This is a genomic window from Chitinophaga sp. 22308, from assembly GCF_052045305.1.
Taxonomy (GTDB): Bacteria; Bacteroidota; Bacteroidia; order Chitinophagales; family Chitinophagaceae; genus Chitinophaga; species Chitinophaga varians_A.
On record NZ_JBQEOP010000005.1, the window covers coordinates 650772 to 665371 of the forward strand.

Below are 14600 nucleotides of genomic sequence, written 5' to 3' on the forward strand. Positions count from 1 at the left end.
GCCAAAACAACTATAACATGAAGACAAAAATTGTAGAAAGATTTTGGAACGAATGCAGTGAACGCAAACTCATCGCAGATAAATATCCACCCAAAGCAAAACGAATCTACAAATGGATCGTACAGATTGTTGCGTCACTCATAGCCATATTATATGGCTTATCCACGCTAGTCTATTGGATAAAAAAGTCATTATTTTTCCCTGGTGTTATTCTTGGAGTGGTCATTGGAATAATAGCATTTAAACAAATTTTCCGATACTTTAGAAAAGCAGATACCTATGTAATAAAGAAGTGCCATAAAATAAACATCTCTACCAACAAGGAACGGATTGAAGCCATAAGGAGCATTCGCATTAAGAAGACCACACAACTTCTTCAAGAGTTCAATATGTACATGCTGGAAAAAATAAATTGTCTTATTAAAGACTGCGAAGAAGATATTAGGCAAACATCTGCAGTACCGTTTAAGATAATTTCGCTTACCGCAGTTACATCAGTTGCAGCTTCATGTGCCACCATAATAACAACTACAGCGCCTAACGAAAACAGTTTCTTCTTTGCAAACCTCATCGGGTTCTTTCTGACAATAGCTATTTTAATAAAGCTCTTAGTCCATATAATCTCAAATAGCGACACACAAAAAAGTCGATTAAAAGACTGGCTTAACTATCTGAAGGAAGTAAGGATTCAACTTTTAAGCGAGACACCCTCCCATCAGGAAACAAGCTATTCTTCTAACCATTTACAGTAACCGGGGCAAGTCTTTCATCGAATAAAATATCTCCGCCCCTGCTTCTTCCAGATACACAGCACTATGTTCGCTCGCATATCCCAAAGCCCTGAAACCGCCGGCCCTGGCAGCTTGTACGCCGGCCAGGCTGTCTTCCACCACGGCACATTCCGCAGGATCAAATCCCATCGTCGCGGCGGCATGCAGGAAAATGCCCGGGTCAGGTTTCCAGCTGTTGATGGTATAGGCACTGAATATCCTGCCTTCGAAAAACGGCAACAGGCCGGTCAACCGTAAATTCAGCTCTATCTTTTTTACCGGCCCACTGGATGCCACGCAGAAAGGCAGCGTGAGTTGTTCCAGCACTTCCCGGATACCTTCCACCGGTTTTACTTCTTTCTCAAACAGCGCATAGGAGCGGGTGCGGTATTGTTCAATAAAATCGTCCGCAAAGGGACGGTCTGTCAGCGCCTGCAAGACGGCTACCGCCTCCACGAGGTTCCGGCCGCTCATCAGGCGCACCGCTTCCTGTTCTTCCATGGCCACGCCGTATTCCGCCGCCAGTCCAAGCAGCACCCGGATACCAATAATTTCACTGTCTACCAGCACGCCATCACAATCAAATATGACGCATTTTATCTTGTTTGTTATCATATACCTCTAGTTGGGGCCATAAAGATAAATGTGGTACGGTTATTTCATTCATTCCTTTATCACCCAATACCAGTGTTATGAAAATCATGCTTATGCTAATGACTGCGACAGTCATACTGTTCTGTAGCTGTGCCACCGCAAACAGCAGCCGTTTCTCTGCTGCAGACATACAACCCGGAATGAACAAACAAGCCGTTATTGCCCGTTATGGCAAGCCTTTCAAGAAAAGTTTCGCCCAAATGGGGGACGTACTGTATGAAGATTTTTATTACAAGGAAACCGTTCACAAAGATTTCTGGTACGAAGTCAATACCATCCTGCATTTTGAGAACGGTAAACTGGTTTCCCTGGAACCCGGAGCGGAGCGGAAATTATTTCAGGAGCCTGTCATAGTGGAAAAACGCTAACTAACGTTTCTTCCATTTCTGTGCTATCTGCGCCGCAGTCTCAATCATAGCGGGGTCCCAGCTTTCAATCTGCCACGCGGAATGTGCCAGTGACGAGGCTTTTAACGCCTGCATAAGTCCATCGAAAGAAACAGCCGTTTCCAGTATCTGCGACAGTTCCAGCTGTTGCCGGTACAATGATTCGTCTTCCGGGGGTTGTGCCGGTATTTGCAATGCTTCCGGCAGGAAACTGTTCAACGGGGCAATTGTTTCGTTTTTTTGTTTGATAAGGTCGTCCATCCGGAGGAAATCATGGCCGAAAGCGGCGCGGCTGCTGTCGCTGTCAAGTCCGGCGCCCAGCTGTTCCAGTACGACATATTTCAGTGAAGGGCAAAGATCTATTGCATTATCGAGATAGCCGAAGACTTCTTCCGGAACGGCGTCGTCGTGGGTGTCACGGCGGACGGTCTTTCCGGGCGCAGCGCCGGACACTTCCCAGCTGCCACCGGAGATATGTATTTCCCTGACGCGGTGCAGCGGATACAAACTGATCAGTGCCTCAAAAGAGAGGTTAAAGTTATGCGCCTGGCAATAAAGATTATGCAGATCGAGGATCATAAAGCCATTGACAGGCCCCAGCAACTTATCGAGGAAATCACCCTGCTTTTTTACTTCTTCCAGTGAATAGGAAAAAGCCAGGTTTTCCAGGCCTACCGGGCAACTACAAGCCTCCTGCATTCGTTTCAGCCTGTCACGGCCAATCTCGAGGATAGTTGGCGTGTAAGGAATATTTAATGGCGCACCATGATGGAAATCGCGGCCAGTCATAAAGCCGAAATGTTCGGTTACATGATCAAACTGGTAACGACGGCTGACGGCGCGCAGATCGTTGAGCCATTGTTGTTGTTCCGGCAGCCATCTCCCCGAAAAAAGAGAGAAAAAAACACCATGGCCAATCAGCCTGTTTTCGTTGCTGAAAACGGTGAGTAGTTCTTCAAACCAGACAGGTACTTCCGTTACCGCATATAGCGCGTCAAAAGACCATTCAATGGCTTCAACCCTGGCTGCGTCCATGAGGGGCAGGCAGGCAGCCAGGATGTTGTTGTCCAGATTACAGGCAACTGTTGAAAATATTTGCGACACGATTCACGTATTTATTCAGCCCATTCCGCATGCCGGACAACCATCTCCCGCGGTCTGCGGCTTTGAAGTATCTTTCCGCTCTGTCACCGTATCCTTTTCTACTGCTTTTTTCTCTTCTTTTACCGCAGGGCCCTTGGGCACATTACAAGAAGGGGCAGTTTGTAGGGTAATACCTGCCAGGACCGCTCCCAGCAATGATTTCGACAGATTCATAATTTGGGTTTTTAAATGGAATGAATATATTTTGCTGTATAACGGAACAGCAGGTGAAAATGTTACCGTTTGAACTTCCCGGGAGATATCCCAAACCTTTTCCGGAAGGCAATACTGAAATTATTGGGGGTGTTATACCCAAGCAGGTAGGCCACTGTGCTGACCTGCTCTCCTTCCAGCAGTAATTTACGCGCTTTCTCCATCCGGAGGTGATGAATATAGCCTGCCGGTACCCTCTGCTCTCTCTGACCAGCATAGCATGTGGCAATAAAGCGTCCAGGTACATACTGCAAAATTAAGTATTATCCTTTTAGCATACCTTTTAATCCCTTCACCAAACTATTCCCACCCACCCCCCGGCGAAATTTGTTGTCAAAAAAAGATGAAACAGGTAAATACCGTCGTAAAATATGGGATTCGGCGGGTCACCATCACGCTGACCGCCATGCTATGTGCCATTCCTGAGCTGTTGGACACCGCCATCGTAAACGTGGCACTGAACGACCTCCAGGGCAACCTGGGCGCCACCTTGTCGCAGAGAACTAAAACGCCGCAAACGGGAAGGCATTTTCTATTGATCCATATGGACAAATTTATCATCATAGGCATCGCGGCCTGAAATGGATATATTTGAGGCCGCAAATGTAACCGTGCCTTATGTATGTCAAAAAGTTACCCGAACTGGACTATGGCGTAGCCACCACCATCAAGGCCCTTGGCGGCAAATGGAAAGCCTGTATACTGGACTGCCTACATCTGGGCATACGTCGCCCCAGTGAGCTTTGCCGGAACATTCCCGGCGCCTCGCTACGGGTATTGAGCCAACAGTTAAAAGAACTGGAAGCCTGCCATATCATCTATAAAAAAGTATATGCTGAAGTACCCCTACGGGTAGAATATTATCTCACCAGCTGGGGCGAATCCCTGTGGCCAGTTATTGAAGCCATGAATGAATGGGGTAATGCGTATCGGCATCATCACTGTAAGAGTACGCCACAGGAAGCATCATCTTTTAGCAGTACTCTTCATGATGTAAAAGGGATCAAATAGAAACCCTAAGCGGGTTTTTTACAAACTTTTTTCCATTTTCCTTAATTCTTTATTGGTTCCAATAAAATGCTCTTTTTGTTTTTCAACAAGACGATACCAGTAAGTTGCAGGTATAGCGTTATTAGAATGGAGCTCAAGGCGGATTATAACACTTTCGCTGGGCGTTCTGTGATTGTTTATCAACTGGCTTAACAGGGTTTCATGAATATCTATTTCAGCAGCAAATTCGTTTCTTTTCTTGTGAATCAACTGTAGGTACTCTTTCAGGAAATAACCGAATGTCAGTTTATCATCAAATTCTCTGTTATCAATATACTCTTCCAGGCGGAATTTCAACTGTAGCAAATTAGCAATCAACCTCTCCTGCTCTGTCATCCCCGCCTGTTTTCTTACGTGCAGCTGCAAGCTGTTTCCTGGCTTCAACCTCTTGTACAGGTGAAAGTTTTTCAGTCATTACTACATCATCCGCCAGTTCTTCCAGTTTTTTCTTTGAAAAACCTTTCTTCACATACATAAAACATATTTTTTTACAATGTTCAATAAACGCCATCCGTCCAGAAATAACTGCCACCCTGGCTTCATCCGGGAAATCAATAAGCCCCATAACTCCCAGAATGCCTTCTTTCTCCTTTAGTTGCAACTGATATACAATTGAACCTCCTTCCAGCGCTCGCCAGTTAAAAAAAATTTCTCTTCCGTCAGATTTTTGAGGTCACTCTTCTGCGTTTCGGTTATTATGACACTTTTTCTTTCTCCTGAAGCAAGTTCAATAATTTCCATTACTAAAGACACAAAATACTTTACAAAAAACGTAACGTATTTACTTCCTCACCACCCTAAACCCCAGGTTACTAAACGATGCCCCTCTTTTTACCCTACCGATATCCACAGAATTAAAAAAAGCGCAGGAATTTTTGCTGCACCACCAGGAACCGCCACGGGCATGCACGGAACGGCTGTCAGGTTTGTCTGTCGGCAGCTGGCCTTCACAGTATTCGAAGACGTTGCCGTACATGTCGTACAGGCCCCAAGCGTTCGGTTTAAAGCTTCCTACCGGCGCGGTGTACATATATCCGTCGGTACTGTCGGCCTGGAGGTGGTCGCGGCCATGCCACACGTTGGCATAGGTGGAAAGCGGCATCATATCATCACCCCAGAAGTAGGTGGTGGTAGCGCCGGCACGGGAAGCGATTTCCCATTCATCGAGGGTGGGCAGCCTGACGCCTGCCCATTTACAATAAGCAACAGCATCGCGATAGCTGATGGTCGTTACCGGATGGTCCATTTTATTTTCGATGCCGCCACGGGTAACGCCGTTGGGATAACGCCAGCAGGCTGTGGTGTCTTCCAGCCAGCGAAACTCACGCAGCCCCGGACTAAATACCAGCGCGTTTTTATTCCGCTCTGCATCGGTGACATAACCGGTAGCCTGTACAAATTTTTCAAATTCGGCATTGGTCAGTTCCGTAGCTGCGATATCGAAGCCATTGGTATGTACGGTACGCAGCGGATTGTTGATATAGCCTTTTCTGCCAAGGGTGTAGTCTCCGGCAGGTACATGCACCAGGCGCGACGTCTGGCCATTAACAGCATTTACCCCGGCCAGCATCAGCAGGACCGGGGTAAATCGTTGCAGGCAATATGTTAAAAAGCCGCTCATTTACGGATCGTATTGTAGTAATCAGTGGCTCTTTTGATGATCAGGTCTTCGTTGCCTTTGTTGAAATCGATATAAGACTGATAGTCGGCTTTCTCTCCGTACAGTTTACGGTAAGACTGGGAAGCCATGAATTCTTTATATTCATTGTTCTTCATCAGCAGCATCAGCAGCGTCAGCAGGTCACGGTCTTTTTTATCCCTGTTGTACACTTCAATGATATAAGGAATCATCTCCCGCCCGTTGATCTCTACAATCGCCATTTTGTAATTGGCACCCATTCTCTTGCTGCGGTCAGTGGACTCCTTGATCAGCGCCATCACGGAATCGCGGTTGCTGATCATGAATTTGCTTTGCCGGTCGCTCCATACGCTTTCTTCGGAACCGTCTGCCATCTGGCCGAATATTTTTTTGTCTTCGTCCTGGATGGGCGGGCGCACATCGCAGTTCTGCGCGTTGATCTCCGCATGGATCATATGGTAAGTGAACTTTTCCCGTAAAGACAGGGACATGTAATCTTTATTGCTCATCGGGGAGCTGTCGTCCTCCTGATAAGGGATTTTTTCGATCAGTGCTTTTACCTTTGCCAGTCCATAGGGAGGTACGGTTAATTTTCTCCGGTAGGCGGCATAGGCTTCGCTGGACTTGCTCGGCGATTTCCACTCCGCCGGCACATCTTCCTGCGCAGAGAGGCGCAAACATCCTAAAATGGCGGCAACAAACATCAGGTATTTCATGTACTTTTTTATTTAGACTGCTAAATTAAGACATCTCCGCATTATTTAACCCTTCTGGATTCACTTTCCAGTCCGGAGCTCCGTTCCCTTGCCCTGGCCAGTTTTACGTTACCAAAACGGTAGCTGAAGCCAATCCTCAGCTGACGGGAATCTTCATAACCTTTATTGCGGTAGTACAGCCCGTCAAAATCCCGGACGCCATACCAGCGGGCCGTCTGAAAGAGGTCGTTGATACCGATCCGTACGGTTCCCTGGTCTTTCAGCACTTTACGTTGCACGCCAACATTCAGCTGCCAGTTATGTTTGCTTCGCTGGAAACCGCCATAGATATCAGGCGACTGATAATTACCGCTGATTTCCGCCTGCGTTTTCTTATCAAGATCAAATACCTGCTGCACATTCAGTTGCACGGTATTAACGCTTAATCGGGCGTGTCTGCGTTCATCGAAGGTGATAAGATTCTGTTTATAGAACGCGTTCACATTGGCGGAGATGCTCCACCATGGCAACGGCGACAGGCTGGAAGACAAGTTCAGCGCCAACAGGTGCTGCGATCCCACATTCTTTGGCGTCATCACCATTTTGTTGCCATTGATGCTATCCGATATCGGCACAAACATATCACGGCGATGGGTATACGTTAATGAGGCCGACAGGATGCCGGTGGCGTTATATCCTGCCGTGACACTGTTGGAGTACTGTGGCCGCAGAAAGGCGTTCCCCTGCCAGGAGGAAAGTTCATCCAGCTGGTAGGAAAAAGGATTCAGGTCTGTATAGGTAGGCCGGTCTATCTTACGGTTGTACAGCAATGAAAAGTGATGTAGCTCCGACGGGCGGAAGGACAACTGCATAGACGGGAAAAAGTCCAGGTAACGGTTGTTCACCTGCTGCGAAGTATCTTTACCGGTAGCCAGGCTTTTGGCATGCAACACGCCGTCTGCTACTGTTTGTTCCAGGCGCAGACCTGCCTGCAGTTTCCATTTCCCCCACTGTTGGTCGGCCATGGCATATGCTGCATATACCTTTTCATCGTAGCGGAAAGTATTGCTTTTTGATTCGTTCAGGTAGTCCTTTCTGTCTTTTACATCAAAGATCTGCACCCAGTTGTCACTAGCCACGGCGTTGGCTTTGACGCCTGCGTAAATTTTGCCGCGTTGCACCGGTTGTTCATAATCGGCTTTGATGCCGTAGATGTTGATGTCGCTGTTATTAAAAGTACGCAGCGTATACTGATCGGTTTCGGTCACACTGTCAGCTTTCAGGAAATGGTTGTACAGGATATTTTTGATACGGGCCCTGTAGTAGCCATAGTCCAGGTCTGTGGTGAACAACCGGCCGCTGGTATCCTTGTATTGATAGTTGACGTTGTAGTTTTTCCAGTTTTGTTTTTGCGAATAGTAGTCATTGGTAGCTTTCAGCATGGACGTCAACTGCCCTGTGGCTGCATCCGAGAGGTAGGTGGTGGTATTGGTCATCCCCGGACCGAAGTACAGGTTGGCGTTCATCATTACCCCTACGGTATGCCGGCTGTTGATATTATAATCGGCTCCCAGTTTGAAGTTCACAGGATTACGCATATCCACGTCGCGGGTACGGTTATCGATGATCTCCCCTTCCTGTATGCGATAGAAATCATATTCCATGTTATGATATCCGAAGTAGTGGTTATAGTTACCATACAGATTAAATTTACCGGTACGGTAGTTCAGGTTCAGTGCTCCTTCTGTTTTGGGTGTTTGCCCAAAATGCATACCAGCAGCGATATCACCGTTAAGTCCTGAGGCGGTATTTTTTTTCAGGCGGATATTGATGATGCCACCGCTGCCGGCAGCGTCATATTTACTGGATGGATTGGGCAACAGTTCTATGCTGTGGATATTAGCAGACTGCAATGATTTCAATAATGCAGCCAGGGCATCGCCCTGCATGTAACTGGGCTTACCATCGATATACACCGTAACACCTGATTTCCCGTTGAGTGAAATGTTATTGGTAGGGTCCACCATCACACCGGGAGAGCGTTTCAGCAGCTCCAGCGCATTACTGCCCATGGCGTTTACGCTGTTACTGACATTATACACTACTTTGCCATCTTTAAACTCAACCGTTTTCTTTTTAGACACAATGGAGATTTCTTTCAGTTCTTTAATGGTTGAGTCTTTTTTTTGGGCAGTTACGCAGGTGGGTAAACTAGCCAGCACCAACAAGATAAATTTATACATACAGTACGGTCAAAGCCTGCAAAATACATAAGGAACATGGATTTTAATAACCGCTTATAAAAATGCCGGGCAGATGTTCCCGGCTCTTTTTACTCGTTATCAGGGATACTTTAGTTTTTTTTGTGTGATCAAATCAATTTAAAACAGGGGTCACCGTATAGCCTTTGGCTTTCAGCAGTTGAATGATACCATTTTCTCCGGCGAGGTGGCCGGAACCAACTGCGAAAAAACAGCTATTGGCCTGCATCATGGCGGGCATTTTAACAGCCCAGTTTGCATTACGGCGTGTCAGCAGCCAGTAGTTCATGTCCGCGTCGTTCATTTCCTGCTGTATCACATCTATATCTTCCGTTTTATAGGCGTTGACCATGCGCGTAGTTACATGCTTCAGGGAGTCGATGCCCTGGAGGAATTTAAAAAAGTAGGCGTCGGAGAATCCTTTGTTCATGTAGTCCACCTGTTCTTTTATTGTTTCCAGCGTGGCGAACTTCATTTGTTGCTGTTGTGCATATTGATAAAGCGCTGCTTCCTGGCTGACAGGCTGTGGGCAGGTGAAGCCCAGTTGTGCCAGCACGCCTACCAGCGCGCTCAGGCGGAGACTGTCAAACCGCTGTAAAGGCACACCTATCCTGGCGCGGAGCACGGAATCCACGAACACATATTTTTCTTTGGACAATCGCTGGCTTTGGGGAACATCGGACATGACTTCTTTTTGCGCCAGCTTTATTTCCGCAGGATCAAAAATGTTGGTTTCTATTACCAGCTGACTGGTGCCTGCAAAGGCTTTTTTAGCTTTGTCGCTGATGATGAGGTCATCTTTACAGAGCATATGAAAAGTACCAAACAGGTAGGAAGGTTTATCCAGTCCGTTGCCGGATATTTTCCACAGGACTGTTTTCGTTGTGGGCTGCGGTGATGTGTTGGCAAAGGACGTAGTAGTAACGGTACATATAGTGGCAATGGCGAAGGAGAGTTTTTTGAGCAACTGTATCATTGTTAAAAAGTTTATTTACAGTATTAGTTGCAGCAGATAAACTTTCGTTACAGTTTTCCCAAAAAAATTTTCCGGCACTAAGAATAGTGCCGGATCAGATTCTAAGTGGATACAGTTCAGATATCTATCATTTCCTGTGCAGCTTCCATAGGTACGTCTGTTCCTGCGTCGATCACTCCTATGAGTGAGTATTTTCCTTTGGGTACTTTGTCGGGTATTACAAATTCCACCACACGTCTCTGTTCCGGGAACAGCGGGAACATGGGTACATCGATCTTCGTTTTATCGCCGGTGGCGATATTAGATAGTTCCAGATAGCCGGTGCATTCCAGTTGCACCGTCCCCGTATTCTGACACGTGATGTGACATATCCGGGCGCTGGTATCGGCGTGGTCAAAGGAGAGTATTTTCACATCTTTATAGGTAAGGGACGGGGGTGTCTGATAAAGGTGTACCCCTACCCTGACTTTATTTGTCACGTTGGTTTTCAGCCCGGTGGGCGATTCTACGATCTGTTCTTCTGTTGTTTCGAGAAAAAGCATGGTCCATTTCATTTCACCGGTGACGGCAGATGAATCCGGCACCATCATTTTAATCGGGATATCAGCCGTTTGTCCTGTGTCAACCTCCACAAATGTCCTGTCCAGTTTTATCCAGCGGGCGCAGGAGCGTTCGGTGCTGCCGGGCGCGGTGTACACATGTACGCCGAGCGAGTCCCTGATCCAGTCACTGAGATACAGCGTAAACTGTTTCTTCTTGTTCAGGTGATTGACGATATACACATGGGCAGTACCTGTTTGTCCGTTATTCAGCTTAAAGTCTATCGTTGAGGGTTTTATGGTCAGCCCTCTTTTGGTGGTATCTGCCGGTTTTGCCGGGCTTTTCAAAGCGAATGGCGACCCGGCCGTCATTCTTGTTTTACTGGTATCAATTGCCGGCCTTACGATCATACTTTTTTTACTGGTAGTATCCTGGGCCTTTATAAATAGAACGCTGAACGACAGGAATAATAATAGCATCAACTGTTTCATAGCACGGTAGAATTTGATGATATTGGGTTATATGTTCGGTTTTCCGTCTGAGCAATAAATCAGGTGTTCCAGTTTTCTGATATCTGTTATAATAATTTTTCCGTCTTTTATCCGGATGATGTTTTCATCACGCAGATCGCTCAATGTCCTGATCAGGGATTCTTTCGCCACGCCGGCCAGTGCGGCCAGGTTACAGCGGCTGATATTCATACTGAACTCGCCCTGATTGGTAGGATTGTATTTTTTGCAGGTGATCAGCAGCGCTTCTGCCACTTTCTTACGGAGCGGGCTGTATGCCATCCGGAGCATCTGTTCCTGTTTCTCCGCGATATTGGCGGCGAGTATGTCCAGGAACTTGCGCAGAAAGCTGCTGTTGTATTCGAAATGAAGTTCCAGGTCGGTACGGGAAATAATGACGAGTTCAGCATCTTCAATTACTTCGGCCGTTTCGCGGTACCTGCCGCTATCGAGCAGGGCATTGAACCCGATAAAGTCGCCTTCATGGTAAAGGCCGGTGATGAGCTCTTTTCCGTCTTCATTCCATTTACTGGTTTTTACTTTTCCTTTGAGGATGTAGAAAATGGATGCCGCGGTTTTGCCTTCTGCATAAATAATTCGTTTCTTTTTAATACTGATTACGTTGCCGTCGTCGACCTGCGCTTTCAGCAGTTCGTCTACAGTGGTAACAGGGTTAAAAGAATGCATAGCCGGGGTTAATGAGTGTTTACAATCCGCTTCCTCTTCAATAAACATTACCTTTTTCATCTTTCAGCAATTAATTAGGACATGACAATGACATACATACTAACACGTTTTTTTTGGGGGAACGGTCCAGCAATTAAACGGGATATGGTTAAATTTTCTTGAAAGAGACGGTGTTTTCTTTCGGGGTTATCATCAGGATAAAGCTATCACGATTTGGGGTGCATACTTAAACAAATAGATCTCATATTTTTCATGATCATAGTATTTAGATATTCGAGGTCTGTTTACTTTTTCTTAAAAAACCTTACTACCCTGCTTTTGTCAACTATCTCAAAATCTGCCGTTGCTTCCAGACGGGTAGCCACGTCCACTGAATAGGACATCACCCTGGGTCTTATTTTGTCACTGAACGCCTCCGGATTCAAGGATACGGCGTACTTGCCGGCAGGCACGTTCAGGAAATAACTACCCATGTCGTCTGTCAGGGTGCTATACAGCATGCCTGTACTATCTGTTGCGATTACTTTGATGTTGCTGCGAGGGAAATTGCTCCTGGCCAGGGAGTCGGAACTGATCATGATCTTCCCGGTAATTACCCGGCTCCTTTTAAAAGGAATCAGAACAGTCAGATCTTTGTTCACCGGAACCGTTTGTGTTAAACCGGAAGCAGGTATTACGCCTTTGACGTTGTTAGCGCCGCCAAAATCCAATTGGTATTTACCTGGTGTGACATTTCGATAGGAGATAGAGCCTATTTCATCTGAGATAAAGGGAATACTGTTGATATTGATCTGCAGATTAGGGATAAGCTGCTCTCCGGCATCTCTGGTTCCGTTACCATTAACATCAAAAAATGGTAAAAGGTTCAAGGTGAAGTATTTTTTCCTGAAAATTATTGGTACATTAAATTTTTTAGTCATTGATATGCTGATATATTTCTCACCCAGGCCATTTGGGGCGAGGCTGCCGCTTTCCAGCGGTATCATCGCAGAGGCGCTCAGGTCCAGTCCATTCTTTGGATTGCTGTACATAATATTGCCACCTACCTGATGATATACCAGATTATCATACAACGATTTGGAGAAATTATAGTAAACATTTGTCTTTACCCGCTTAAACAAAGTAAACGTCATAAACGGGCCGGCCAGCATGGTTTGCACATATCGCAGAAAATTCTTTTCTGTTGTCTGATCAAACACGGGTTGTTGCATAAACGTACCTTTTACGCCAAAGACCTTATAAGCCAGCGACATGTTCGTATTAGTGAGAAAAACAGCTTTTTTATCGATTCCGTATGAACCATTATACCCGCTGATGGAGTTCAGGAAGAAACTGAATTTTTTGCCGGTCTGCCGCTTCAGGTACATCTCTCCGAAAATATATTCGGGCATGGTACTGCCTACGACTATGCTTTGTTTCATCAAACCACCACTGAGGGAGAAGGAACCGTTCATAAAACCATGGCTGTACTTAAGGCCGTATTTGGCGATGTTGAACTTAAAGGCGTCTGTGCTGTAAATCGTATCGCGGAGCGTATTCACGCCGGAGTGATTGTACTGGTAAAAAGCACCCACAGCGTTGTTGCCGAACTTCCAGTTAATATCATGGAATTGATACGTCAGCCCTTTGTTCAGCCCGGGGAAATAATCATTGTAATATTGCACCAGGCTATTGAAATCGATCCGTTTTCCATGATAGGAGAAGTTATAGCCCGATGCCATGCCTGGCTTGTCAGGAAAGCCCGGTATCTTTTTAGCGAAGAAGTCCATGCCCACCCCTGCGTTTACAGCTAACAACACTTTGGGGGTATTGATCAACTGTAGTTCATTGTTGAAAAGATAGGACTGTCGCCGCTGTATATGGTCTACGTCTCCTGCAATGCCTTGCAGCACGGTGACTTTCCCTACCGGATATTTGGCGGTCATCGTCAGGTTGTCATTGGTAAACCAGGTAAGCGCATCACTGTGCTTGGTGCCGCTGATGGTAAACTCCGTATTGGGTTTGGGCCTGTACGTGATTTTACCGCCATTGCCGTAGGTAAAAAAGTATTTGATATCGCTCATATGCCCTGCGTAGAGGTCCCAATGTTTTGTCTGGTAATTGAATCCCATCACATTTTGTTCCAGATTATTGCCGAGGCCATATTGTTTGGTGCGGTAAAAAAAGGAAAGCTTGTTGTCACCAATGGGGATCTCACCGTGCATACCACCATAGTAACTAACTTGCTTTCCCCATATCATAACGCCTGTTTCTATCCAGAACGGGAAGGTAATATAGGGTGACTCTTTTTCCTTTCGTTCATGCTGTACGCGCTCGAGCATGGCGTAATTCATGTAGCTTATGCCTGCCGTGTCTTCCACATTGATCTGCAACTTCTCAGCTTTCAGCATGTTCATCGCCTTGTCCTTCAGATGGTAGGAAAAAGAGTACACGGTATCTGTGCCGGGCTTCAACCTAAATTTTTCGGTACTGTTAATGTCCAGGTTGCGATTCCTGATATTGGCCAGGTAAGCTCCGGGAACGGTACCGGTATTCCTGACCCGGAGCGTAACTGTAAAGTCTTTTTCCTGACCTTTTAATTGGATAACACTTGTAAGAGGGGTAACCAAAAACTCACAGATGGGTTCCGCTTTTATATAAAACCGATAGGCCTTCGCATCAACCTGCACTTGTACGGGTTTCCAGAGCGCCGGCGCATTCTGCTGCCGCATCAATATTACAGGCACCACTTCCGACTGGTCAGGGTCCAGCACCTTTGACAATGACTTCGCAGGGGCCATCAACCGCCAGCCATCCGGGACCGTCACCGATAACTGAAAGGACTGTGCCTGATGGTACTTATTGGTGATCCGAATATTATTATACAGAAAGCGGCTATCTTTATTGGCAGCCAGCGAATCTTTTAACGTTACAACAAAACCGGCAACTCCCTGCCCGGAAACTTCCGGGATGTAGACAGTGCAACAGAGGTGCCACAAAATGCACAACATGGGGGGTAACGACAGTTTCATCTGGCTGACAGGGGGTAAAAGGGGTACATCCAACTTCATCTCTCTCGGGAAACATCCAACTTATTG

17 protein-coding genes are annotated in these 14600 nt (G+C 46.4%); 4 read left to right on the top strand and 13 right to left on the bottom strand.

Annotated features, from left to right (window positions below; translation table 11 throughout):
• The first annotated feature begins 17 nt into the window (after positions 1-17).
• Entirely contained in the window at positions 18-752 is a 735-nt protein-coding gene (locus ACTJJS_RS23010) for a hypothetical protein (RefSeq protein WP_440665390.1), read from the top strand.
• On the opposite strand, the gene ACTJJS_RS23015 is transcribed toward ACTJJS_RS23010, so the two are convergent.
• Positions 744-1385: an HAD family hydrolase gene (locus tag ACTJJS_RS23015; protein ID WP_440665391.1), complete on the bottom strand. Its 642-nt coding sequence runs from the start codon at positions 1383-1385 to the stop codon at positions 744-746. The genes ACTJJS_RS23010 and ACTJJS_RS23015 overlap by 9 nt on opposite strands.
• 77 nt (positions 1386-1462) lie before the next feature.
• Between ACTJJS_RS23015 and ACTJJS_RS23020 the strand changes: the two genes are divergently transcribed.
• Positions 1463-1792, top strand: coding sequence for a hypothetical protein (locus ACTJJS_RS23020; protein WP_440665392.1), 330 nt, complete (start codon positions 1463-1465; stop codon positions 1790-1792).
• On the opposite strand, the gene ACTJJS_RS23025 is transcribed toward ACTJJS_RS23020, so the two are convergent.
• The 3 genes from ACTJJS_RS23025 to ACTJJS_RS23035 all read right to left on the bottom strand — a co-directional run bounded on the left by ACTJJS_RS23025 (position 1793) and on the right by ACTJJS_RS23035 (position 3420).
• Positions 1793-2914 (bottom strand): multinuclear nonheme iron-dependent oxidase, encoded by a 1122-nt coding sequence (locus ACTJJS_RS23025; RefSeq protein WP_440665393.1) that lies wholly within the window; start codon positions 2912-2914, stop codon positions 1793-1795. It lies immediately after the preceding gene.
• A 15-nt stretch (positions 2915-2929) separates the two neighbouring features.
• Entirely contained in the window at positions 2930-3127 is a 198-nt protein-coding gene (locus ACTJJS_RS23030; protein ID WP_440665394.1) for a chryseobasin-related MNIO class RiPP peptide, read from the bottom strand.
• Positions 3128-3189: 62 nt separating this feature from the next.
• The gene (locus tag ACTJJS_RS23035; RefSeq protein ID WP_440665395.1) at positions 3190-3420 is read right to left on the bottom strand and encodes a helix-turn-helix transcriptional regulator; all 231 of its coding nucleotides are present in this window, start codon (positions 3418-3420) and stop codon (positions 3190-3192) included.
• Between the two features lie 89 nt (positions 3421-3509).
• Between ACTJJS_RS23035 and ACTJJS_RS23040 the strand changes: the two genes are divergently transcribed.
• A complete protein-coding gene (locus ACTJJS_RS23040) occupies positions 3510-3746 on the top strand; it encodes a hypothetical protein (RefSeq protein ID WP_440665396.1) in 237 nt (78 codons plus the stop codon).
• Between the two features lie 38 nt (positions 3747-3784).
• Positions 3785-4177: a winged helix-turn-helix transcriptional regulator gene (locus ACTJJS_RS23045; protein WP_440665397.1), complete on the top strand. Its 393-nt coding sequence runs from the start codon at positions 3785-3787 to the stop codon at positions 4175-4177.
• A gap of 18 nt (positions 4178-4195) precedes the next feature.
• Here the strand turns inward: ACTJJS_RS23045 and ACTJJS_RS23050 are convergent, their stop codons facing one another.
• From ACTJJS_RS23050 to ACTJJS_RS23090, 9 genes are all read right to left on the bottom strand, one after another.
• Positions 4196-4552: a helix-turn-helix domain-containing protein gene (locus tag ACTJJS_RS23050; RefSeq protein WP_440665398.1), complete on the bottom strand. Its 357-nt coding sequence runs from the start codon at positions 4550-4552 to the stop codon at positions 4196-4198.
• The gene (locus tag ACTJJS_RS23055; protein ID WP_440665399.1) at positions 4524-4817 is read right to left on the bottom strand and encodes a hypothetical protein; all 294 of its coding nucleotides are present in this window, start codon (positions 4815-4817) and stop codon (positions 4524-4526) included. The genes ACTJJS_RS23050 and ACTJJS_RS23055 overlap by 29 nt, the downstream gene beginning before the upstream one ends.
• A gap of 180 nt (positions 4818-4997) precedes the next feature.
• Positions 4998-5837, bottom strand: coding sequence for an SUMF1/EgtB/PvdO family nonheme iron enzyme (locus tag ACTJJS_RS23060; protein ID WP_440665400.1), 840 nt, complete (start codon positions 5835-5837; stop codon positions 4998-5000).
• A complete protein-coding gene (locus ACTJJS_RS23065; RefSeq protein WP_440665401.1) occupies positions 5834-6571 on the bottom strand; it encodes a hypothetical protein in 738 nt (245 codons plus the stop codon). Before ACTJJS_RS23065 ends, ACTJJS_RS23060 begins: the two co-directional genes overlap by 4 nt.
• A 41-nt stretch (positions 6572-6612) precedes the next feature.
• Positions 6613-8793 (bottom strand): outer membrane beta-barrel protein, encoded by a 2181-nt coding sequence (locus ACTJJS_RS23070; protein WP_440665402.1) that lies wholly within the window; start codon positions 8791-8793, stop codon positions 6613-6615.
• A 133-nt stretch (positions 8794-8926) separates the two neighbouring features.
• The gene (locus ACTJJS_RS23075) at positions 8927-9787 is read right to left on the bottom strand and encodes a TraB/GumN family protein (protein ID WP_440665403.1); all 861 of its coding nucleotides are present in this window, start codon (positions 9785-9787) and stop codon (positions 8927-8929) included.
• Positions 9788-9903: 116 nt separating this feature from the next.
• On the bottom strand, positions 9904-10818 hold the full coding sequence (locus ACTJJS_RS23080; RefSeq protein ID WP_440665404.1) for a hypothetical protein: 915 nt from the start codon (positions 10816-10818) through the stop codon (positions 9904-9906).
• 27 nt (positions 10819-10845) lie between these two features.
• Positions 10846-11583, bottom strand: a complete 738-nt coding sequence (locus ACTJJS_RS23085; protein ID WP_168871683.1) for a Crp/Fnr family transcriptional regulator — start codon at positions 11581-11583, stop codon at positions 10846-10848.
• Positions 11584-11807: 224 nt separating this feature from the next.
• Positions 11808-14513, bottom strand: a complete 2706-nt coding sequence (locus ACTJJS_RS23090; protein WP_343743518.1) for a hypothetical protein — start codon at positions 14511-14513, stop codon at positions 11808-11810.
• Between the last annotated feature and the right edge of the window lie 87 nt (positions 14514-14600).